Below are 20,615 nucleotides of genomic sequence, written 5' to 3'. Positions count from 1 at the left end.
CACCGTAATTCAGCACTGCAAACTTGCAATTCCCGTTTCCAGCCCCACTTTTCAGTCTTGAGGCAGTCTGCATCATTACTTTGAGGTCACTATGGAACAATTTCACGGCACCACCATCCTGTGCGTGCGCCGCGGCAAGCAGGTCGCGCTGGGCGGCGATGGCCAGGTAACGCTGGGCAATATCGTCATGAAGGGCACCGCCCGCAAGGTGCGCAAGGTGTACCAGGGCAAGGTCCTGGTCGGCTTCGCCGGCGGCACCGCTGACGCCTTCACCCTGCTCGACCGTTTTGAAGGCAAGCTGGAAAAACACCAGGGCAATCTGCTGCGCGCCTCGGTCGAGCTGGCCAAGGACTGGCGCACCGACCGCGTGCTGCGCCGCCTGGAGGCGATGCTGCTGGTGGCCGACGCCGAATCGACGCTGGTCATCACCGGCAACGGCGACGTGCTGGAACCGGAAGACGGCATCGGCGCCATCGGCTCGGGCGGTACCTACGCGCAATCGGCCGCCAAGGCATTGGTAGAAAACACGGAACTGTCGCCGGCGGAAGTCGTCAAAAAGTCACTGACCATCGCTGGTGAATTGTGCATCTACACCAACCTGAACCACATCATCGAAACACTGGACCCAGCATGAACATGACCCCGCAGGAAATCGTCGGCGAACTCGACAAACATGTGGTTGGCCAGGGCAAGGCCAAGAAGGCGGTCGCCATCGCGCTGCGCAACCGCTGGCGCCGCCAGCAGGTGGAAGAGCCGCTGCGCCATGAAATCACGCCGAAAAACATTCTGATGATCGGCCCGACCGGCGTCGGCAAAACCGAGATCGCGCGCCGCCTGGCCAAGCTGGCCGATGCGCCCTTCATCAAGATCGAGGCCACCAAATTCACCGAGGTCGGCTATGTCGGCCGCGATGTCGACACCATTATCCGCGACCTGGTCGATATCGGTGTCAAGCAGACCCGCCAGGGCGAGATGGCCAAGGTGCGCACCCGCGCCGAGGACGCGGCGGAAGACCGCGTGCTGGACATCCTGCTGCCGCCGGCGCGCGACTTCGGCTTCACGCCGTCCGGTGCGGGTTCGTCGGATGCGCCGAAGGACGACACCACCCGCCAGACCTTCCGCAAGCGTCTGCGCCAGGGCGAGCTGGACGACAAAGAGATCGAAATAGAACTGGCCGAAGCTGGCCCGCAAATGGAAATCATGGCGCCGCCGGGCATGGAGGAAATGACCGAGCAGATCAAGTCGATGTTCTCCGGCATCGGCGCGCAGCGCAAGAAGGCGCGCAAGGTCAAGATCAAGGACGCGATGAAGGTGCTGATCGACGAGGAAGCCGCCAAGCTGGTCAATGAGGATGAGATGAAGCAGAAGGCGATCCAGAACGTCGAGCAGAACGGCATCGTGTTCCTCGACGAGATCGACAAGATCGCCTCGCGTTCGGAGGTGGGCGGCGCCGATGTCTCGCGTGCCGGCGTGCAGCGCGACCTGCTGCCGCTGGTCGAGGGTACCACCGTCAACACCAAGTACGGCATGATCAAGACCGATCACATCCTGTTCATTGCCTCGGGCGCCTTCCACCTGGCCAAGCCGTCCGACCTGATCCCGGAATTGCAGGGCCGCTTCCCGATCCGGGTCGAGCTGGAATCGCTGTCGATCGCCGACTTCGAACGTATCCTGACCAGCACCGACGCCTGCCTGACCAAGCAGTACGAGGCCCTGCTGGCGACCGAAGAGGTCCAGCTGGAATTTTCGCCGGAAGGCATCACCCGCCTGGCGGAGATCGCCTACTCGGTCAACGAGCGGACGGAAAACATCGGCGCGCGCCGGCTGTACACGGTGATGGAAAAACTGCTGGAAGAGCTGTCCTTTACGGCCAGCGAAGATAGCGGCAAGACCATTGTGGTCGATGCGGCGTATGTGAATGCGCGTCTGGATGCGCTGGCGGTCAACGAGGACCTGTCGCGCTACGTGCTGTAATGCAGTAACCGTCAGCGGGCGCCGGTGTTGGCGCCCGCTCTCAGGTTATCCTCAGAAAGCGTAACGCAGGCCCACGGTCACGGTCGGCACCTTCGACTTGATGCGCTCGGTCACGTGCAGCGGCATATAGGTCGCATCGGTGGTAATCGAGATATTCGGGGTCAGCTTGTACGCCAGTCCCACGCCGGCAAACACGCCCGGTTTGTTCTCCGTTTCGCTCCACACATCGGTATTGCGGATGGTGGTGGTGGTGTAGTGCACGCCCAGGCGGCCGCCCACCGAAAACTTGTCCGTCACTTTCAGCAGCGTCGCCCAGTTGATGGCGATCGAATTGGCACGCGCCTCGTGGCCGTTGTCCGACAGGCCGCGGCTGAAGACACCGATCTCCACCGATTGACGCTGTTCCGGGTCGAGTTTCAGACCGCTGCCCAGTTCATAGCCAACATAGGCGTGGCCGCTGGGGCCATGGCTACGGCTGGTCTGGGCGCCGATATCGGCGCCGACATACCAGGGCGACTGCTCGGCTGCGCTGGCGCTGCCAGCTGCGGCGATCAGGGTGAACAAGGCTGCAGATACTGCTTTCATAGTTGTACTCCACGGAAGGTGTTACAGTTAAAGTGTGCGGCACGCAGGCCGAATGTACTAATTATATATTCCAGGACTCAGTTTTCACGCCGGCAGGTATCATGTTACGATACTTTGTTATTTCAGCAAGGCGAAAACATGAGTTCACCGGAGTTGTTGCTGCAAGTGCTGAGGACCCAGATGCGGGCCGCCGGCGTCACCTACAAAATGCTGGCGGAGCGGATCGCGATGAGCGAATCCAGCGTCAAGCGCATGTTTGGGCAGCAGGACATGTCGCTGACGCGGCTGGCGCAGATCTGCAAGGCCGCCGGCGTGCCGATGGAGGACGTGCTGCGCGGCGCCGCCGACGCCACGCCCCAATCGGACAGCCTGACACTGACTCAGGAAAAATCGCTGCTGGCCAATCCGCACCTGCTGCTGATGGCGATCTGCTGCCTGGGCCACTGGACGCTGGAGCAGGTGCTGGAAACCTACAACCTGACCGAGCCGGAGTGCATTGTGCTGCTGGCCGAGCTGGACCGGCTGGGCCTGATCGAGCTGAAGCCGCTGAACCGCTACCGCCTGCGCGTCTCCAACGCCTTCCGCTGGCTGCCCGATGGCCCGGTGCAGCAATTCTTCCGTGCGCACGCGGTCGACGACTACTTCAGCGGCAGCTTCAACGGCGCCGGCGAAACGCTGCTGTGCCTGCCGGCGCGGCTGTCACAGCCGAGCGCGCAGGAGCTGGTCGGCCGCATCCAGCAACTGGCTGGCGAGCTGGCGCGGCTGCACCAGAGCGACCGCCGCCTGGCGCCGCAAGAGCGCGACGGCTTCACGCTACTGGTCGGCTTCCGCTCCTGGGAATTCGCCGCCTTCACCGCCCTGCGCCGAAAATAATCCGGGGTCAGTTCTGCCAAATGTACACGAGCTCGTGTACATTTGGCAGAACTGACCCCGGATTTACCTTGTTTTACCAGATCGGGCCGAGGAACAGATAGCCGCTGCCTTTGCCTTCTTTGGTGGCGCCGGCGCCGAAATAGAGCGGGCCGAAACGGGTGTCGACCGCGATGAAGGCGCTGCCGGCCTGCTTGAGCTTGCCCCAGCTGAGCGGATCGGCCGGGCTGTAGGCGGCACCGGCTTCCAGCGAGAAGCCGAGCCGCACATCACCGCCCAGCGCAGCCGGCATCGAGCCGATACTGCGCGCCATCACCACCCGTCCCAGCACCGTGCGGCTGCCCACCACCGAATTCGGGGTGGTACCCGAGAGGCGCAGGAAGCCGCCCAGATTGTTGTCGGTGGCGCCGCCCTGGCTGCGTGCCCATTCGCCATACACATGGCCCGCCCAGCGGCCGACGTGGAAGGCTTCCAGCCCCTTTACTTCCTGCCGCGCCGGCACCGCCGAGTTCTCTTCATTTTTGTTTTTCGTGACTGCGCGCTGCCACGACAGGCTGAACAAGGTACCGCGCGTCGGGAAGGCGATGGTGTCGAGCGTGTCGACATTGAAGCTCAGCTGCTGCACGGTCTGGTAGACGCGGTAACGCGTCTCTTCTTCGGGGATGGTCATGTGGCTATTGCTGACCTGGCGCGCCAGCGTGTAGCGCAGATCGCCCCAGCGGCCCAGCTGCCGTCCCAGCGAGATAAGGCCGGCGCTGTAGTCGTACGCGTAGCGCGCGCGGCGGAAACCGGTCGAGTTGAACACATCGCTGGAGGCGGCGCCGAATTCCAGCGATGGCGCCACATACCATTGCGATCCCGCACCCAGCGGCTGCCAGAATTGCGTGGCCAGCGAGCGCTCGGTGCCGACGCTGGCGATGGTGCGCAATTCGCCGCCCCAGTCGTTCAGCGACGACAGCACATGCATGGCCTTCAGCTGGAACGCGCTGTTATCACTGAAATCACTGTTCAACTCCAGCCCTACACGCAAGCGACTGTGTGCCCAGCCGGACTCGGTCGGCTTGATCAGTACACTGCGGCCATTCTCGTCATCGCGCACCTCGGTTTCCACGCGCGCCAGATCGCCGCGCCCGAACAGCCGGTTGCCAGCCGTGGCCGCCTGCTCACCGGTCACCATCTGACCGATCTGCAGGCCGGTCTGTACCTCCAGCTCGCGCGGGTTGATACGCCCGCTCGGCGCCACTTCCAGTTTGGTCAGCTGCACCGGCTGGTCGATCGCCACCGGCGCCGAGGAGCGCTTCACTTCATACGCCGCGTACTGCGCTTCCGGCAAGGCCAGTTGCACCAGCTTTTCGCTCATCGCGCGCACCGCCGCCTCGCCTTCTTTCATGGCGCGGTCATGCTGGCCGAAATCCAGGAAGCCAATGCCGCCCAGGTGCGGTTGCAGCAGCACGTCGTTCGGACGCAGCTCCTTCAGCGAGCGCTGGACGTTTTGCTCGGTCAGGATTTGCAGCATCTGCTGCGCCACGCTGACCGCGCTGACCAGTTCTTTTTCCTGCGCCAGCGGCGTGCCCACGTTGACCGCAATGATGATGTCTGCGCCCATTTCACGCGCCACGTCCACCGGCAGATTGCGTACCAGCCCACCATCGACCAGCAGCCGCTGGTTGACACGCACCGGCGCAAACACGCCAGGCACCGCCAGCGAGGCGCGCATGGCCAGGAATAGTGGCGTATCGTTCAGTTCCACCAGTTCGCCGGTCACCAGATCCGAGGCGACCGAGCGGAATGGCAGCTGCAAGAGATTGGCCGGCTTGTCGCGCGCGCCCGGCGGCAGCACGCGGGTCAGCGCCAGTTCCAGCGCCTCGTTGCCGGCGGCGGCCGGCGGCAGCGACACGCCGTCGGTATGCGCGCCGAATTCAATCCGCGACGGCAGCAGCAAGTCTTCTTCGCGGCGCCGGTAGAACAGTTCGTCGCGCGGCGGACGATCAGCCACCACGGCGTTCCAGTCGGTGCGGCGCACCAGCTGCTCCAGCTGATCTACCGAGCTGCCGGCGGCATACGCGCCGCCGACTACGCTGCCCATGCTGGTGCCGACCACGAAGTCGACCGGGATGCGCAGCTCCTGCAAGGCGCGCAGCACGCCGATGTGGGCGAAGCCGCGCGCGCCGCCACCGGACAGCACCAGCGCTATCTTGGGACGCGGCTTGGCCGAGGCATCCGGCGCCACCGAGGTCGCGTCCGAAGGTGCGGCCTGCGCCGCTGATAAGAAAAAGCCGCAGCATAAAGCTGCGGCCAATATACGGAGATAAGCCATGGACTAGCCTATTGAGTGTTGGTCGGGATGGGCGCAATCCCCATCGGGGCGATCGGTTGCTGCGGTGGCGTCTGCGGCTGCGCCACCGGTGGCGGCGACGGCATGACCGTCGGCGCGGGCTGCATCGGCTGCTGCGGTGGCTGGCCCGGCAAGGTGGCCGGACCGCTGGACACGCCGGCATCGCTAGGCAGGTCCAGACGCTTGTTGACGCCGCCCTCGGACAGGATCACATGCCGCGCATGCACCTCCTTGACCGTCACGCCCGGCGCCACTTCCTTGCCGATGGCAACCGCCACTGCCGGCTGGGTGTCCACCGAGATGATGGCCGCGCTATCCTCGCCACGCGCCGCGACCACGCCTTTCAGCTGATAGTTGCTGACTGCGGCCACCAGCACCTGGCCGCCAAACAGGCCTTTGGCCGCCTCCACATTGATGCCCATCGGCGGTGGCGGCGGCGGCGCTGCAATCGCGCGCTGCTGCGGCTTGAATAACTGCAGTCCCCAATAGGCCAGCGATGCGGACAGCAGCACCACGGCGAGAACAGTAACGATTAAGGGCAAACGCTTCATGGTGTCCTTGTTGTATTCCTGACGATCAGCGTACCAGCTGATTGATTTCGATAATAGGCATCAGCACCGCCAGCACGATCAGCAGCACCACCACGCCCATGGCCAGGATCAGCGCCGGCTCCAGCAGGCCGGCAATGGTCAGCGTGCGGCGTTCCAGATCGGCTTCCTGTGCGGCGGCGGCGCGGTCCAGCATGGCCGGCAGTTCGCCGGTGATTTCGCCGGCGCGTATCATGTGGATCAGCATCGGCGGGAAGTGCTTCTGCGCCGACAGCGCGCGCGCCAGGCTGACGCCTTCGCGCACGCCATCGCTGGCCTCTTCCACCAGTTCCTGCATGGCGACGTTGTTCAGGGTATCGCGGCTGGTGTCGAGCGCGCGCAGGATAGGCACGCCGGACCCGGTGGTGATCGCCAGCGTGCTGGCGAAACGCGCGGTGTTCAGGCTGCGCTCAAACTTGCCGTACACGGGGGCGGTCAGCAGCCAGGTATGCCAGCGCCGCTTCAGCACCGGATTCTGCAAGGCGCGCCGCCACGCCACCCAGGCGCCGATCAGCGCAATCGCCACCACGATGCCGTAGTGGCGCACAAAGTCCGACACCGCCAGCATGACGATGGTGAGGAAGGGCAGCTTCTGCTTGGTGTTGGCGAATACCGAAACGATCTGCGGCACCACATAAGTCAGCAGGAAGATCACGATCGCAAACGCCACCACCGTGACGATGGCCGGATAGGTGAACGCCAGCTTCACTTTCTGCATCAGCGCGTTGCGGCGTTCGATGTAGTCGGCCAGGCGCGACAGCACCCTGGACAGCTGGCCAATCTGCTCGCCGGATGCCACCAGCGCGCGATAGATTTCAGCGAAGTCGCGCGGATGGCGGCCCAGCACGGCGGACAGCGAATCGCCGCCGATCACTTCAGAACGCACCGATGCGATCAGGTCGCGCAGATACGGACGCTCAGCCTGTTCCAGCAGTGCGGTGAAAGCCTGCTCCAGCGGCAGACCCGCTTCCAGCAGGCTGGCCAGCTGGCGCGTGAACAGCGCCAGCTCCGTAGAACTGAGCCGCTCGCCAAAGCCACGGCTCTTGGCGACGCCGGAGGCATCAACCTGCGCGGCAATCGCGTCAACCTTGAGCGGCACCAGTCCCTGCGAGCGCAACTCGGCGCGCGCCGACCGCGCGCTGTCGGAATTGAGCACGCCTTTTTTGGTGGCGCCGCCGGTATCGACGGCTTCATAACGAAATGCGGGCATGGTTGCTTACCTGATCCTTTAGTCCTTGGTCACGCGCATCAGCTCTGCCTGCGTGGTCATGCCGCTGGCCAGCCAGCGCTCGCCATCGTCGCGCATGGTCTGCATGCCATCGGCGACAGCGGCGGCCTTGATTTCCGCTTCCGAAGCGCGGTTGTGAATCTGCGCGCGTATCTGTTCCGTGGTCTCCAGGAATTCGTAGACGCCAACGCGTCCCTGGTAGCCGGTCTGGCCGCAATGTTCGCAGCCGACCGCATGCCACAGCTTGCCGTCGAAGGTCTTGCAGCTCGGGCACAGCTTGCGCACCAGGCGCTGCGCCAGTACGCCCAGCAGCGTGGACGACAGCAGGAACGGCTCGATGCCCATGTCCAGCAAGCGGGTGACGGCGGCGGCGGCGTCGTTGGTGTGCAGCGTGGCCAGCACCAGGTGGCCGGTCAGCGAGGCCTGCACTGCGATCTGCGCGGTTTCCAGGTCGCGGATCTCGCCGATCATGATCACGTCCGGGTCCTGGCGCAGGATCGCGCGCAGGGCTTTGGCGAAAGTCATGTCGATGCGCGGATTGACCTGGGTCTGGCCGACGCCGGCGAGGTCGTATTCGATCGGGTCTTCCACCGTCATGATGTTGGTGGTGGTGGCGTTCAGCAGCGACAGCGCGGCGTACAGCGTGGTGGTTTTACCGGAGCCGGTAGGACCGGTCACCAGCACGATGCCGTGCGGCTGGTTAATCATCGCGTCGAACTTCGGCAGCATGGTGTCGCTCATGCCGAGGTGATTCAGGTCGAGGCGGTTGGCTTCCTTGTCCAGCAGACGCAGCACGGCGCGCTCGCCGTGGCCGGTCGGCAGCGTCGAAACACGCACGTCCACCGGCTTGCCGCCGATGCGCAAGGTGATACGGCCGTCCTGCGGTAAACGCTTCTCGGCGATGTCCAGCTGCGCCATGATCTTGATACGCGAGATCAGCGAACCGTGGATGGCCTTGCGCGGACGGACGATGTCGCGCAGCGTGCCATCGACACGGAAGCGCACCACCGAGGTCTGCTCGAATGGTTCGATGTGGATATCCGACGCGCCATCGCGCAGCGCCTGCGTCAGCAGCGCGTTGATCATGCGGATCACCGGTGCGTCGTCGGACGATTCCAGCAGGTCTTCGATCGCCGGCACGTCCTGCAGCAGCTTGGTCAGATCGAGGTCGGCGTCGAATTCTTCCGCCACCATTGAGGCATTGCCGCCCGAGCTGGCATAAGCTGCCGCGATGGCGGTTTCCAGATCGGCGCGCGTCATGTTCTTCAACTGGATGCGGCCGAAGCGGCGCGATACCTCGGCGATGGCGGCCGGCGCGGTGGCGCCGCACACCAGCACCTCGACGGTGTTTTCGGCATCGTCGCTGGGCTGGGCCAGCACCACGAAATCGCGGGCGAAGGCGTAAGGAAGCAGATTACTCATATCACTGCTGCACCGGCTGCGCTGGCTGGATATTGGCGCCGCCCGGCATGCGGGCCGGCACCGGGGCTGGCGGCACTGGCGCGGCCACTGCGCCGCCGCTGATTGGTGCGCCGTTCTGCAACTGCGGCAGCATCGGCTGGCCCAGGTCTTTCACCAGCGCGCTGTCCGGCGGCAGGATGGCTTGCTGCTGGCCGCGCATGTAGTCGTAGCGGTCGGTGGCCAGGCTGGTGCTCTGCTCCTTGCTGCGGATCACCACCGGGCGCAGGAACACCATCAGGTTGGTCTTCTTGCGGGTGCGCGATTGCGACTTGAACAGATTGCCCAGCACCGGAATGCTGCCCAGGCCCGGCACGCGGTCGACGCCATCGCCTTCGGTGTCTTCGATCAGGCCGCCCAGCACCACGATCTGGCCATCGTCGGCGATCACATTGTTCTCAATCACGCGGTTGTTCAGCGTGATGCCGGAAGCGGCGGTCAGCGTCGATTTATCCACACTGGAGGTCTCGTGGTAGATCGCCAGCTTGATGGTGCCGCCTTCGGAAATCTGCGGGCGCACTTTCAGCGTCAGGCCGACGTCCTTGCGGTCGATGGTCTGGAACGGATTGCTGTTGGTGCCGGAGGTGGTGGTGAACTGGCCGGTCAGGATAGGCACGTTCTGGCCGACGCGGATGGTGGCCAGTTCGTTGTCCAGCGTGACCATATTCGGCGTCGACAGGATATTGGCGTTGCCGTCCGATTCCAGCGCATGCGCCACCGCACCCAGGCCCAGCGCGCCGCTGACCTGCTTGAACAGGCCGACCGTCAGGCCGTTGCTCGGCACAGTCTTGTTGGCGTAGATCGAGGTCAGCGCGCCATCGGTGCCGCTGGTGGTGAACGATTGCAGGCCGCCCAGGCGGTACTTGCTGCTGTCGCTGCCGGTCGCGCCCACCCACTGCACGCCGAATTCCGACGCCTTGTCGGAGGTGACTTCGACGATCAGTGATTCGATATAGACCTGCGCGCGGCGCACGTCCAGCTGGTCGATCACGGCGCGCAGGTTGCGGTACACCGATTCTGGCGCGGTGATGATCAGCGTGTTGGTGGTGGCGTCGGCCTGGATATAGCCGCCGGCGCCGCTGCCGCTGTTCTGCTGCGAACTGCCGGAGCCGGTCAGCAAAGGATTGCTTGGGCCGGAGTTGCCGCCGGTCGAACTACCGCTGCCTGAGTTGTTGTTATTGCTGCTGTTATTCATGCCGGTGTTACCCAGGCCGTTATTGCTGTTCTGCGTATTGCCGCCAGTACCGCCGCTCTGCTGCGAACTCTCGCCCGACACCACCGAACGCAGCGTCTGCGCCAGCTTGGTCGCTTCCGCGTTCTTCAGGTAGACCACGTGCACATTGCCCAGTTCCTGGGTAGGCTGATCCAGCTTGGCGATCAGCGACTTGGCCAGGTTGGAGCGCGCGGCCGATGGCGCGCGCAGTATCAGTGAATTGGTGCGCGGATCGGCCAGCACGCTGACCTTGCCCGCATCGGCAGCGCCGCCGCCGGAGTCCATCAGCTTGTTGATCATCGCCGCCAGGTCGCTGGCGATGGCGTAGCGCACCGGGATCACGTCCAGGTCGGCGACGGCCGGCGCGTCCAGCGCGGCGACGATTTTCGCCAGGCGCTTGACGTTGTCGGCGTAGTCGGTCACCACCACGCTGTTATTGCCGGGATTGGCGTTGATGGTGTTGTTCGGCGAGATCAGCGGACGCAGCACCGCCACCACATTGTTGGCAGACTCATAATTCAGATGGAAGATCTGGCTGACGATCTGGTCGCCCTTGGCCGAGGCCTGCGATGCGCCAACCTGGGTCGGGCTGGCCTGCAGCTTGGCGTCCGCTTCCGGCACCACCTTGGCGAAGCCGTCGCCGCTGACCACCGCAAAGCCTTGCAGGCGCAGCGCGGAGGTCAGCAGGCTGAAGGCCTGCGACTTGGTCACCGGTTTTTCCGACACCACCGTCAGCGTGCCTTTGACGCGCGGATCGATGACGAAGGTGATGTTGGTGTAGTGGCCGACGGCCTTGATCACCGATTCGATATCGGCGCCGACAAAGTTCAGCGCGGCGTCGTCCGCGGCGGCGTGCGCCAGCGCAGGCATCAGCAGCGCGGCGGTCGGCGCGGCGCTGATCGCGCAGCACAGCATCGCACCCGCGCTCAGGCGGCGCAGCGCAGGGAGATTGGTTTTGCTAACGGACTGGTTTTTCATAGTCTGAACTTTATCTTTAATGGAACTCTAAAGCGATCACGTTACGGTCACTACCCGGCTTGCGCTGGCCCAGCAAATTCAACAGATTGGCCAGCGTCTCTTCGTATCCTTGTGCTGCCTCGGCCTGCCCGGAAAACTGCAGGCGGCCGTTGATCAAGCTGCCGCGTCCACTCAGCAGCAGCGGCCCCTTGACGGAGCTGAGCGTCAACTGCGCCTGCTGGTCTTTCCAGTCCAGCGCCAGCGCGTAGCTGCCCAGTGGCCGGGTCGAGGACAGGCGCGAGGCCATGTCGCTCATCTCCAGCGTGGTGCGGCCGTTGATGCTGAGCTGGCGGTTGGCCAGCGCCAGCTCCAGCCGCGTCCACGACAAACGCATGCTGCCGTTGGGCGCGATGGTGTTCAGTGGCGCGCCCAGGCCGGACAAGCCTTCGGCCGGCAGCAGCAGCGCCGATGGACTCAGTTGCCATTGCGACCAGCCGCCATGGAAGGTCACCGGCTGCGCCAGCGCTTGCGGATTCTCCAGTTGCAGGTCGACCATGCCGAACAGCGCCAGCGGCGAAATCTTCCAGCTGAAGCGCCCCGGCAGCAGCGGCGTGACCGGGCTGTTATTGCCCGCCGCACCGCCGATAAAGGCCGAACCACGCCACAGCGTACCTTGCGCATCCCCCAGCGTCAAACGCCCGCCGGTGCGCTGCTCGACCATGGAGCCCAGCCACGCCGCCGGGAAAAACACCAGCAGCGTGATGACCATCGTCAGCGCGATCGTCAGCAGCCATAACAAGGCGCGTTTCATCGGGCTCCCTGGCGCAGCGTCAGCGTGGCGTTGACCACGCCCGCCGTGTCCTGCGCGGTAAAGCTGGCGTCCACCACATTGATGCGGCTTTCGGTGCGCACCGCATCCAGCCAGGCCACCACGCCTGCGTACTGCACGCCGTTGAAGGCCAGCTTGGCGTATTCGCCGGTGACGTTGAGCGATTGCGGCGTGAGGCCGCGCGCGGCCAGGCCGGCGCTCAGGTTATCGCGCGTCATCGGCGTCGGCGCGATATTGTTCTGGCCTTTCAGTGCCTGCGCTTCGCGCGCCATCACCTGCATCTCGGCCGCCTGCTGATGCAGCTGCGGCAGTTCCTTGTGCAACTGGGCGCGGCCGGTCAGCGCGGGATCAACCAGCAAGCTGTAAAACAGCCCCAGTCCGACCACCACGCCGCCGATGCGCAGCAGCTTGCGTTCCTGCTCGGTGCGCACCTGCCAGAAGGCAGTGGCGCGCGCGCGCAGCGTTTCGATGGGATTCTGTTTGCTCATGATTTTGCTCCAGCGGCGGCAGGCGCGATTTTCCAGCTGCCCGGCGTGGGTTCCTGCATGCCCAGCTTGCGGCTGGCCAGCGCATCGCGCAGCTGCTGCACCGCCGCCGCATCCACCATATTCGGCTTGACCTTGACCAGCAGCGCGTGGTCCTTGTATTCCAGCGTGGCGATGATGTCCTTGCGCGGCAACACGCTGAGCGCTTCACCGAAGGCTGCACTCAGCGTGACGAATTCGTCGCCGCCAGCTTCGCCGCTATTTGCCTTGGCCAGGCGGATGTTGCGGCGCATCTGGTCCTGCGGCGCCGCCACCAGCGGTTCGTTCGGATACACCGACTTGAAAGTCTGCGCCATCGATTGCACCACTGCCCTGGCTTCGCCCTTGAGACGCATCCATTCGATATTCATGCCCACCACATTGATCAGCAGCGCCAGCGCGCCGATGCGCAGCGGCCAGCGCCAGCGCTGCCATGCGCGCGCCGATGCGCCGTGGTCGCCCACCGCCGGCGCCAGGTCCAGGCCAGCACCGCGCGCCGCCGCCACCCAGTGCGCCCAGTGGTCCTCTTCCAGCGTCAGGTGCGGGATTTCCAGGGCCGGCGCGGCGAATTGCGCCTTCTGCGCGGCCGAGACATACAGCGTGACCGGCTGCTCACCGGCCAGCGCACGCAACGTCTGCAGCGCGGCCTGCGGCTGCGCCGGCAGCGTCATGCCCAGGCCTTCAAACTGCGACTGGCGCATCACCAGGTCGTAACCGGCGTCGCCCGGTACCAGCGCGGCCGACACGGCGCCCGGCTGGAACGGCAGGCACAGCTGCGACGGCACCACAGACACCGCCTGCGCGCCCTGCGCGATCAGCGCCTTGACCAGCACTTCCAGCCAGGCGCGCTGCACCACGGCGACGGTGCGCACGCCTTCATCATCGGCGGCGCCGGCAGCCAGCACGCAGTCGGCCGGATCGCCCAGCACATGTTCTTCCACCAGCGCGGGCAAGGCGGCCTTCAGCTTGGCGGCCGACAGCGGCGGCGCCTTGACCCGCAACAGCGTGACATCGGAGGCGGCCAGCAACAGCGTGACGCGGCGTGCCGAGACCACCATGGCGCCCAGATTGCCCAGCGGCGAAGCGCCTTGCTGCAACAGGTTGCCGCCGTCGCCCACCAGCGCAAACGGACAGGTCTGCGCCGCGCCGCTGTCGATGCTGGCCTTGGCCGGATAGCGGATAAATAATGTAGTCAAAGGATCTCGCTTTCGTTCATCGCCGTTCTAGTATTCCCGTATCCATTCCACTCTGGTGATCGGCAGATTGGCCTCCCGCACCAGCAGCGACTGCGACTCCAGCGTGGCGCGGTCCAGCCTCACCCGGCTGTAGGCCAGGAAGTAATCGCTACGCACGCTCCATTCCGCCCCAATCGGCTTGTTACTCACCTGCTGCAAGGCGGTGAAGCGGGCCTTGTCCAGGTAGTACACCGTCTTGCGCGCGCTGACCATGGCCGCCGCATCCGACAGCGACAGCCCCGGCACCAGCGCCGACAACAGCTCGGCCGGCGCGGTGTTCACATTCACCCCGACCTTGCGGCCGGGCGGCAGCACAATCACATAATCCCGCAGCTGCTCAATGGCCTGCGGCGTAAAGCCGCTCACCGCCAGCAGATCCTCCACCCGCACCAGTCCCATCGGCTCGTTGTTGCCGCCCTGCTGCGGCTGTTGCGGCACCTGCAACGCGTTCGACTGCGCCACCATATTCGCCACGCTCTGTGCCAGGCCGGAATCCAGGCGCAGATTGGTCAGCAGGCGCTCAAACACCTCCCGCTCAGCGGTATTCACCATCTTGCCATTGGCCAGATTGCCAAGATTGTAGCGCGACTGGGCGTCGACCATGCGGCCCGCCAGCGTGGCGTCAAAACTTTCACCTTGCAAGCGCTCGCGCTCAACATAATCGTCCAGCCGCGTTTCTTCCAGCGGCGTGGCCCACACGCCGTTCAGCTGCGTGTAATTAGGCGAGTCCAGAAAATCCTGGTTGAGTATCAAGCGGCTCAGGTCCAGCGCGCCGCGCAAGATCCAGCGCGTTTGCAGTTGCAGGCGCTGGTTCTCCATCGAGCGCACCTGCACCTGCTGTAACCAGAACAGGCTGGTGACGATGGTCACCGCCAGAGTGCTGAGCAGCAGCGCGGTTACGATGGCGACGCCTTTTTGCCGTTGCAGCTTCACAGTGCCCCCAGCAGGAAAGCCTTGACCATCGGGATTTGCTGTCCTTGCAACGACAGTGACACTTCCAGCCCGGTCGGCGCGGGCACGCCGCCTGCAGTCGACACACCAGCAGCCTGGCGCCAGCCGCCGGCATTGGCCGCGTTCTGGACCGGGCCGGCATTCGGGCCCGGCACCCACAGGCGCATCACCATATTCTGCACATTCGCTTGCAGCGCCACCGAGGTATTGGTGTCCACATCGCTCAGCGCCGCCTGCCACAGATTGTCCAGTTGCGCGAGTTCGCGCGTGGCGGCGGACTCGCGCCGCGTCAGCACGCCGTCCGCGTTGACGCGGTAAGACACCACCTGCAAGCGGGTCGGCTGATTCTCGGCCAGCACCATGCGCACCAGCGTGATGCGGTTGTCTTCGGCCTGCAGGAAGGCGCGGCTGCGCAGCAGCGTGTTGTTGGCCATGTGGGCGCAATCGCTCTGCATCTGCGCGAAGGCCAGTTGCAGGCCGCGCGTCTGGTCCATCTCGGCAGTCAGCGTGCCACGCGAGCGGACAATGCTATCCAGGCCGCGCCAGCCCAGCACCGCCATCATCGCCAGGATGAAGATCGCCAGCAGCAGTTCGATCAGCGTGAAGCCGCGCGTCTTTTTACCATGCGCCGTCATGAATTCAGCACCAGTTGCACCAGCTTGATAATCCGGCGCTCCGGATGACTGGCTTCATACACACTGACCTCCACCCGGCGGAAGCGCGGATTCGGGCTGGCGATGACTTCCTCCTCGCACATCAGTTGCAGCTCGCCCTGCGGGCATTCGAAGGTGGTTTTGCCGATTGAAGGAAAGACGCGCGACAGGCGCAGCTGCACCAGCCGGTTCTCGGCCGACCAGGTGGCCATCATATTGGCGCGCAGGCCGTCGCTATTGGAGGTCAGGCTGCCGACCGCGCGTAGCGATGCGATCAGCGCGGTGGCGACAATCATCAGCGCGACCAGCACTTCCAGCATGGTGAAACCTTGGGAGGACGTGCGGCGCATACTAGTCCACCGTGAAATGGCCGATACCGTCGGCGCGGATGACAACCCGGTTGCCGTCGTCGGCGGCCATGGTCAGCACAAACGGCTTGTCGACCGGCTCGCGCCCAAAGATGATGCGCATTGCACCGTCCTGCACCGCCGGCTGCGGTTCCAGCATCAGCGTCACCGGCGCGCGCTTGAATTCACGCTCGCGCAACAAGTCATCCTGCACCACCTGCTCCCACTCGCGGTTGTCGTTGCGGACCATGAAACGGTAGCTGTCGCTGCCGGCTTCGAAGGCGATCAAGCGGTTGCGGACGATGGCTTCGTCGCGCGCCAGTTGCAGCAGCAGCGCGATGCGCTTGGCGTCCTGCTCCAGCGATTGTTTCTGGCTGGGCGCGGCGCTGAGCGACACCACTCCCAGCGTGATGCCCAGGATGACCATCACCACCAGCAGTTCGATCAGCGTGAAGCCACGCTGGCCCGCGCCCATGATGCCTGCTCCCGTCAGCGGTCAGTTATCCCAGGAACCGATGTCGGCGTCATCGCCGGTGCCACCCGGCTGGCCGTCGGCGCCGTAGGAGAACACATCGATCTCGCCCTTGATGCCAGGCGACAGGTATTGGTAGGGGTTGCCCCAAGGGTCGCGCGGCATCTTCTCGACATAGCCGCCGGCCTTCCAGCCGTTGGCGGCCGGGCCGCCGGTTGGCTTCTCGATCAGCGCCTGCAGGCCCTGTTCGGTGGTCGGGTAGCGCTGGTTATCCAGCTTGTACAGTTTCAGCGCCTGCATGATGGTCGCGATGTCGACCTTGGCGGCGGCGATCTTCGATTCACCGGCACGGTTCAGCAGCTTGGGCACCACCAGCGCAGCCAGCACGCCCATGATCACCACCACCACCATGATTTCGATCAGCGTAAAGCCGCGCTGCAAACGTTGGACGGCACGGCGGTGAAGGTTAAGCTTTTTCATAATTTGGCAACGGATAAGCAACAAATAAAAATGAGTGCAGAGTATAAGGCGGAATGCTGGCCATGGCGACTTTTAGGCCTAATTTATCTGCTTTGGCGCTTAATGACTGCTTAATATGACAGTTTCTTTACAAGACCTTACGCCTTAATTGCGCTTGCGGGCGCTCGCTTCGATACGGCGTGCGCTGTATCCGCGCACACCGGGCAAGCGCCGTTGCGGCCGACACCGATGCTGGTCCACTCCATGTGCAAGCCATCCAGCATCATCAGCCGTCCGGACAGCGAGCGGCCCACGCCCATCAGCAGCTTCAGCGCTTCCGCGGCCTGCATGGCGCCGACCACGCCCACCAGCGGCGCGAACACCCCCATGGTGGAACACGCCACATCTTCAAATTTTTGGTCCTGCGGGAACAGGCAGGAGTAGCAAGGCTGATCTCCGCTACGCGGATCGAACACGCTGATCTGGCCGTCGAAGCGGATCACTGCGCCGGACACCAGCGGCTTGCCGGCAGCCACGCAGGCGCGGTTGACGGCGTGGCGCGTGGCGAAATTGTCGGTACAGTCCAGCACCACATCGGCAGCCGCCACCAGTTGCGCAAGGCGCGCGTCATCGGCTCGCTCGGCAAGCGCGGTGACGGTGCTATCGGGATTGATCTGTTGCAGCGTGATGCGCGCCGATTCAGCCTTGGGCTGGCCGACGCGTGCCGTGGTGTGCGCGATCTGGCGCTGCAGGTTGGTCAGGTCGACCGTGTCGTCGTCGACCAGCGTGATGTGGCCGACGCCGGCCGAGGCCAGGTACATGGCGGCCGGCGAACCGAGGCCGCCGGCGCCGATCACCAGCGCATGCGCGGCCAGCAGCTTTTGCTGGCCCTCAATGCCGATTTCGTCAAGCAGGATGTGGCGCGAATAGCGCAGCAGTTGTGAGTCGTCCATCTTCTCTATGCGGCGTCGGCGCGCGTGGCGTTATTTGGATTTGGTGTCGGGCTTCAGCGGCGTTTCGGGCTTGGGCTGCGTGTCCGGCTTGCTCTCGCCGACATCGTTGGCCGGCTTGGCTTCCGCCTTGGCATCCGCTTTCGACAGCTGCACCGGCAAGCCCTTGAAGTGGTTCAGCGCCTGCGCCAGCTGGAAGTCGTCCTTGGAGCCGAATTCCACCGGCTTGTATTTCTTCGCCAGCGCGGCAATGCGCTGTTCATCTTCCAGCGCGTCGCGCTTGGCTTCGCCCTGCGGATCTTTGTCGTTGCCCAGGTGTTTTTGCAGGTCCGCTTCGCGCACGCGCAGGCGGTTCAGGCCATCACCTTCGGCGGTTTCATCGACCAGCAGGTCCGGCGTGATGCCGCGCGCCTGAATGGCGCGGTTCTTCGGCGTGTAGTAGCGGGCGGTGGTCAGCTTGACGGCGGTATCGGCGGTCAGCTGGCGCAGCGTCTGCACCGAGCCTTTGCCGAAGGTCTGCTGGCCCATGATGGTGGCGCGCTTGTAGTCTTGTAAAGCGCCAGCGACGATTTCCGAGGCCGAGGCCGAACCGGCGTTCACCAGCACCACCATCGGCACATCCTTCAGCGCGGCCGGCAGCTTGGCCAGCGGGTCGGCCTTGGCGCGCGGCGCATAGAACTCCTGGCGGCCGTAGAACGTCTCCTTGGAGGTCAGCAACTGGCCATTAGTGGAGACGATCACCGAGTCCTTGGGCAGGAAGGCGGCCGACACGCCAATCGCGCCCGGCACCACGCCACCCGGATCGTTGCGCAGGTCCAGCACCAGCCCTTTGATATGCGGATCCTGCTGGTACAGCGCGGCGACTTTCTTGGCCATGTCGTCGACGGTCGGCTCCTGGAACTGCGAGATGCGCAGCCACGCATAGCCCGGCTCAACGATCTTGGCCTTGACGCTTTGCACGCGGATTTCCTCGCGCGTGATGTTGAACACCAGCGGCTTGTCCTCGTCCTTGCGGCTGATGGTGACACTGACCTTGGAGCGCGGCTCGCCGCGCATCTTCTTCACCGACTCGTCCAGCGACATGCCCTTGATCAGCGTGCCATCGATGCGGGTAATCAGGTCGCCGGCCTTGATGCCGGCTTTGAAAGCTGGCGTGTCCTCGATCGGCGACACCACCTTGATATAGCCCTCTTCCAGTCCCACTTCCACGCCGATGCCGACAAACTTGCCGGCCACCGTCTCGCGCATTTCGCGGAAGGCTTTCTTGTCCAGGTAGACCGAGTGCGGGTCGAGCGAGGACACCATGCCGGAAATGGCTTCGGTCAGCAGCTTTTTGTCATCGACGGTTTCGACGTAATCGCTCTTGATCAGGCCAAACACGTCGGACAGCTGGCGCAGTTCCTCCAGCGGCAGCGGCGCTGCCGTGACCTTTTGCGCAATGGCGGAAAACTGGAACGAAGCGGCCACACCAGCCACCATACCGAGGCCGATCAGGCCGATGCTCTTGACGTTGTTGCGCATGTTTTCCCGCGATCCTTAAAACTTGACCCAGCCAGCCGGATCGAATGTCGCGCCCTGATGGCGAAGTTCGAAGTATAGCCCCGAATCTTCACTACTGCCGGTGTTGCCGACGCTGGAGATGACCTCGCCAGGCTTGACGGTGTCGCCCGGGCGCTTGAACAGGGACTCGTTATTGGCATACAAACTTAAATACTGGCCGCCGTGGTCGATGATAATCAGGTTGCCAAAGCCGCGCATCCACTCGGCCAGCACCACCCGTCCGGTGGCCACGGCGTGCACCTCGGTGCCCTCGCTGGCGCGGATGAATACGCCTTTCCAGGTCGGGCCCTCGCCGCGGCGGGAACCATACTTGGCGGTAACCTTGCCTGCCACCGGCGAACGCAGCTGGCCCTTCAGCGCGGCAAAGGCGCCAGCCGGCGCGACTGGTGCCAGTGCGATGTCAGCCGGCTTGGCCGGCGGCGTATTGTCGACTGGCGCAGGGGCCGGCTTGACGGCGGCCACCTTGGGCGGCTCGTCGCTGTCGATGGCATCGGCCGGATTCGGCTGCGCCGGCTTGATGGTGCCGGACTTGCTATTGTTGGCCAGGCGCTTGCGCTCGGCTTCGGCGGCAGCCTTGGCCTTGGCCAGTGCGCGCGCCTCGGCGTCTGCCTTGGCTTTGGCGGCGCGCGCGGCCGCCAGCTGTTCCTGGCGTTTCTTCTCAGCCGCGGCGGCTGCTGCTTGTTCGGCGATCAGCTTATTCAGCTTGTCGACCAGGCCGGCCATGCGCTGCTCATCTTTTTCCAGATTGCCCGCTTCCTTGCGCTGGCTGACCAGTTTCTTCGACAAGCTGGACAGCAAGGCGGCGCGGCGGCCTTTCTCCTGCTCCAGCTTGGCTTTTTGTTGCAGCTGCTCCTGGGCGATTTCTTCCAGCTCATCCTTGGCGTTCTGCGCCTGCTCCTGGTTGACCTCGACGGCCTTCAGGTTGGCGCGCAGCGCTTCCAGCAGCCGCGCCTGCGCCTGCGAGACGTAGGCCAGCATTTGCAGCTCGCGGTTGATGCGGTTGGGATTGTCGCCGGACAGCAGCAGCTTGATGCGGTCTTCGTTGCCGGCCACGTATTGCTCGCGCAGCAGCTTGGACAGCTGCTGTTTCTGCTGCTCGACGGTAGCGGCCAGCCGGTCGTGCTCGGCCGACAGCTGTTTCAGCTTGACGTTGGTGTCGCCCTGCTCCTGCTGCAGGTCACGCAGCGCGCGGTTGGCGTCGGAAATCGCCTGTTCCGACTCGGACAGTGTATCGGCCGCGTCGTCCTTGGCACTTTCGGTCTTGCTGATGTCTTTTTTCAGCGCCGACAATTTTTGCTGCAAGCCGGCGCGCTCAGCCTCGGCCGCCGCTTTCTGCTTGCTGCGCTCGGTGGTCTTGCCGAACGGCGCGGCCGAAGTGGCTCCGGCAGCGCCGATCGACAGCATCAGCAGCAACGCTGCTAGGTGGCG

The 20,615-nt window shown here is 64.4% G+C and carries 20 protein-coding genes; 3 read left to right on the top strand and 17 right to left on the bottom strand.

Annotated elements, in window-relative coordinates; translation table 11 throughout:
• Positions 1 to 91: 91 nt before the first annotated feature.
• Complete coding sequence (gene hslV / locus KW842_RS22760) at positions 92 to 634, top strand: ATP-dependent protease subunit HslV (protein WP_218306407.1); 543 nt, start codon at positions 92 to 94, stop codon at positions 632 to 634.
• Positions 631 to 1,974: an ATP-dependent protease ATPase subunit HslU gene (gene hslU / locus KW842_RS22755; protein ID WP_218306406.1), complete on the top strand. Its 1,344-nt coding sequence runs from the start codon at positions 631 to 633 to the stop codon at positions 1,972 to 1,974. The genes hslV and hslU overlap by 4 nt, the downstream gene beginning before the upstream one ends.
• 51 nt (positions 1,975 to 2,025) lie before the next feature.
• On the opposite strand, the gene KW842_RS22750 is transcribed toward hslU, so the two are convergent.
• Positions 2,026 to 2,559 carry an outer membrane beta-barrel protein gene (locus KW842_RS22750; protein WP_218306405.1) on the bottom strand — a complete coding sequence of 178 codons (534 nt, stop codon included), beginning with the start codon at positions 2,557 to 2,559 and terminating at the stop codon, positions 2,026 to 2,028.
• Positions 2,560 to 2,697: 138 nt separating this feature from the next.
• Between KW842_RS22750 and KW842_RS22745 the strand changes: the two genes are divergently transcribed.
• Positions 2,698 to 3,432, top strand: a complete 735-nt coding sequence (locus KW842_RS22745) for a helix-turn-helix transcriptional regulator (RefSeq protein ID WP_218306404.1) — start codon at positions 2,698 to 2,700, stop codon at positions 3,430 to 3,432.
• A gap of 73 nt (positions 3,433 to 3,505) precedes the next feature.
• Here the strand turns inward: KW842_RS22745 and KW842_RS22740 are convergent, their stop codons facing one another.
• The 16 genes from KW842_RS22740 to KW842_RS22665 all read right to left on the bottom strand — a co-directional run bounded on the left by KW842_RS22740 (position 3,506) and on the right by KW842_RS22665 (position 20,591).
• Positions 3,506 to 5,746: a patatin-like phospholipase family protein gene (locus tag KW842_RS22740; RefSeq protein WP_218306403.1), complete on the bottom strand. Its 2,241-nt coding sequence runs from the start codon at positions 5,744 to 5,746 to the stop codon at positions 3,506 to 3,508.
• Positions 5,747 to 5,754: 8 nt separating this feature from the next.
• Entirely contained in the window at positions 5,755 to 6,315 is a 561-nt protein-coding gene (locus KW842_RS22735; RefSeq protein WP_218306402.1) for a type II secretion system protein N, read from the bottom strand.
• A gap of 25 nt (positions 6,316 to 6,340) precedes the next feature.
• On the bottom strand, positions 6,341 to 7,561 hold the full coding sequence (gene gspF / locus KW842_RS22730; protein ID WP_218306401.1) for a type II secretion system inner membrane protein GspF: 1,221 nt from the start codon (positions 7,559 to 7,561) through the stop codon (positions 6,341 to 6,343).
• 18 nt (positions 7,562 to 7,579) lie between these two features.
• Positions 7,580 to 9,001 (bottom strand): type II secretion system ATPase GspE, encoded by a 1,422-nt coding sequence (gspE, locus tag KW842_RS22725; protein WP_218306400.1) that lies wholly within the window; start codon positions 8,999 to 9,001, stop codon positions 7,580 to 7,582.
• Between the two features lies 1 nt (position 9,002).
• On the bottom strand, positions 9,003 to 11,228 hold the full coding sequence (gene gspD, locus KW842_RS22720) for a type II secretion system secretin GspD (protein WP_218306399.1): 2,226 nt from the start codon (positions 11,226 to 11,228) through the stop codon (positions 9,003 to 9,005).
• A gap of 16 nt (positions 11,229 to 11,244) precedes the next feature.
• Positions 11,245 to 12,018: a type II secretion system protein N gene (locus KW842_RS22715; protein ID WP_218306398.1), complete on the bottom strand. Its 774-nt coding sequence runs from the start codon at positions 12,016 to 12,018 to the stop codon at positions 11,245 to 11,247.
• Complete coding sequence (gene gspM, locus KW842_RS22710; protein WP_218306397.1) at positions 12,015 to 12,524, bottom strand: type II secretion system protein GspM; 510 nt, start codon at positions 12,522 to 12,524, stop codon at positions 12,015 to 12,017. Before gspM ends, KW842_RS22715 begins: the two co-directional genes overlap by 4 nt.
• A complete protein-coding gene (gene gspL, locus KW842_RS22705; RefSeq protein ID WP_218306396.1) occupies positions 12,521 to 13,756 on the bottom strand; it encodes a type II secretion system protein GspL in 1,236 nt (411 codons plus the stop codon). Before gspL ends, gspM begins: the two co-directional genes overlap by 4 nt.
• 27 nt (positions 13,757 to 13,783) lie before the next feature.
• Complete coding sequence (gene gspK / locus KW842_RS22700; RefSeq protein ID WP_218306395.1) at positions 13,784 to 14,728, bottom strand: type II secretion system minor pseudopilin GspK; 945 nt, start codon at positions 14,726 to 14,728, stop codon at positions 13,784 to 13,786.
• Positions 14,725 to 15,381: a type II secretion system protein J gene (locus KW842_RS22695; protein ID WP_218306394.1), complete on the bottom strand. Its 657-nt coding sequence runs from the start codon at positions 15,379 to 15,381 to the stop codon at positions 14,725 to 14,727. The genes gspK and KW842_RS22695 overlap by 4 nt, the downstream gene beginning before the upstream one ends.
• Positions 15,378 to 15,749, bottom strand: a complete 372-nt coding sequence (gspI, locus tag KW842_RS22690) for a type II secretion system minor pseudopilin GspI (protein ID WP_218306393.1) — start codon at positions 15,747 to 15,749, stop codon at positions 15,378 to 15,380. The genes KW842_RS22695 and gspI overlap by 4 nt, the downstream gene beginning before the upstream one ends.
• A 1-nt stretch (position 15,750) precedes the next feature.
• Entirely contained in the window at positions 15,751 to 16,221 is a 471-nt protein-coding gene (gspH, locus tag KW842_RS22685) for a type II secretion system minor pseudopilin GspH (RefSeq protein ID WP_218306392.1), read from the bottom strand.
• Between the two features lie 21 nt (positions 16,222 to 16,242).
• A complete protein-coding gene (gene gspG / locus KW842_RS22680) occupies positions 16,243 to 16,698 on the bottom strand; it encodes a type II secretion system major pseudopilin GspG (RefSeq protein ID WP_218306391.1) in 456 nt (151 codons plus the stop codon).
• A 137-nt stretch (positions 16,699 to 16,835) separates the two neighbouring features.
• Positions 16,836 to 17,630, bottom strand: coding sequence for a HesA/MoeB/ThiF family protein (locus KW842_RS22675; protein WP_218306390.1), 795 nt, complete (start codon positions 17,628 to 17,630; stop codon positions 16,836 to 16,838).
• Between the two features lie 30 nt (positions 17,631 to 17,660).
• Positions 17,661 to 19,148, bottom strand: a complete 1,488-nt coding sequence (locus KW842_RS22670) for a S41 family peptidase (RefSeq protein ID WP_218306389.1) — start codon at positions 19,146 to 19,148, stop codon at positions 17,661 to 17,663.
• A gap of 15 nt (positions 19,149 to 19,163) precedes the next feature.
• The gene (locus tag KW842_RS22665; protein ID WP_218306455.1) at positions 19,164 to 20,591 is read right to left on the bottom strand and encodes a murein hydrolase activator EnvC; all 1,428 of its coding nucleotides are present in this window, start codon (positions 20,589 to 20,591) and stop codon (positions 19,164 to 19,166) included.
• Positions 20,592 to 20,615 lie beyond the last annotated feature (24 nt).

Origin of the sequence: Duganella sp. sic0402 (genome assembly GCF_019219065.1) — a bacterium.
Taxonomy (GTDB): domain Bacteria; phylum Pseudomonadota; class Gammaproteobacteria; order Burkholderiales; family Burkholderiaceae_D; genus Rugamonas.
The sequence above is the reverse complement of the archived record's forward strand: the minus strand, read 5'-3'. Positions and strand labels throughout refer to the sequence as shown.

What these genes read in the sequence shown, in the direction of transcription:
- hslV (WP_218306407.1), top strand. Translation starts at nt 92, where the DNA reads ATGGAACAATTTCACGGCACCACCATCCTGTGCGTGCGCCGCGGCAAG.
- hslU (WP_218306406.1), top strand. Translation starts at nt 631, where the DNA reads ATGAACATGACCCCGCAGGAAATCGTCGGCGAACTCGACAAACATGTG.
- KW842_RS22750 (WP_218306405.1), bottom strand. Translation starts at nt 2,559, where the DNA reads ATGAAAGCAGTATCTGCAGCCTTGTTCACCCTGATCGCCGCAGCTGGC.
- KW842_RS22745 (WP_218306404.1), top strand. Translation starts at nt 2,698, where the DNA reads ATGAGTTCACCGGAGTTGTTGCTGCAAGTGCTGAGGACCCAGATGCGG.
- KW842_RS22740 (WP_218306403.1), bottom strand. Translation starts at nt 5,746, where the DNA reads ATGGCTTATCTCCGTATATTGGCCGCAGCTTTATGCTGCGGCTTTTTC.
- KW842_RS22735 (WP_218306402.1), bottom strand. Translation starts at nt 6,315, where the DNA reads ATGAAGCGTTTGCCCTTAATCGTTACTGTTCTCGCCGTGGTGCTGCTG.
- gspF (WP_218306401.1), bottom strand. Translation starts at nt 7,561, where the DNA reads ATGCCCGCATTTCGTTATGAAGCCGTCGATACCGGCGGCGCCACCAAA.
- gspE (WP_218306400.1), bottom strand. Translation starts at nt 9,001, where the DNA reads ATGAGTAATCTGCTTCCTTACGCCTTCGCCCGCGATTTCGTGGTGCTG.
- gspD (WP_218306399.1), bottom strand. Translation starts at nt 11,228, where the DNA reads ATGAAAAACCAGTCCGTTAGCAAAACCAATCTCCCTGCGCTGCGCCGC.
- KW842_RS22715 (WP_218306398.1), bottom strand. Translation starts at nt 12,018, where the DNA reads ATGAAACGCGCCTTGTTATGGCTGCTGACGATCGCGCTGACGATGGTC.
- gspM (WP_218306397.1), bottom strand. Translation starts at nt 12,524, where the DNA reads ATGAGCAAACAGAATCCCATCGAAACGCTGCGCGCGCGCGCCACTGCC.
- KW842_RS22695 (WP_218306394.1), bottom strand. Translation starts at nt 15,381, where the DNA reads ATGACGGCGCATGGTAAAAAGACGCGCGGCTTCACGCTGATCGAACTG.
- gspI (WP_218306393.1), bottom strand. Translation starts at nt 15,749, where the DNA reads ATGCGCCGCACGTCCTCCCAAGGTTTCACCATGCTGGAAGTGCTGGTC.
- gspH (WP_218306392.1), bottom strand. Translation starts at nt 16,221, where the DNA reads ATGGGCGCGGGCCAGCGTGGCTTCACGCTGATCGAACTGCTGGTGGTG.
- gspG (WP_218306391.1), bottom strand. Translation starts at nt 16,698, where the DNA reads ATGAAAAAGCTTAACCTTCACCGCCGTGCCGTCCAACGTTTGCAGCGC.
- KW842_RS22675 (WP_218306390.1), bottom strand. Translation starts at nt 17,630, where the DNA reads ATGGACGACTCACAACTGCTGCGCTATTCGCGCCACATCCTGCTTGAC.
- KW842_RS22670 (WP_218306389.1), bottom strand. Translation starts at nt 19,148, where the DNA reads ATGCGCAACAACGTCAAGAGCATCGGCCTGATCGGCCTCGGTATGGTG.
- KW842_RS22665 (WP_218306455.1), bottom strand. Translation starts at nt 20,591, where the DNA reads ATGCTGTCGATCGGCGCTGCCGGAGCCACTTCGGCCGCGCCGTTCGGC.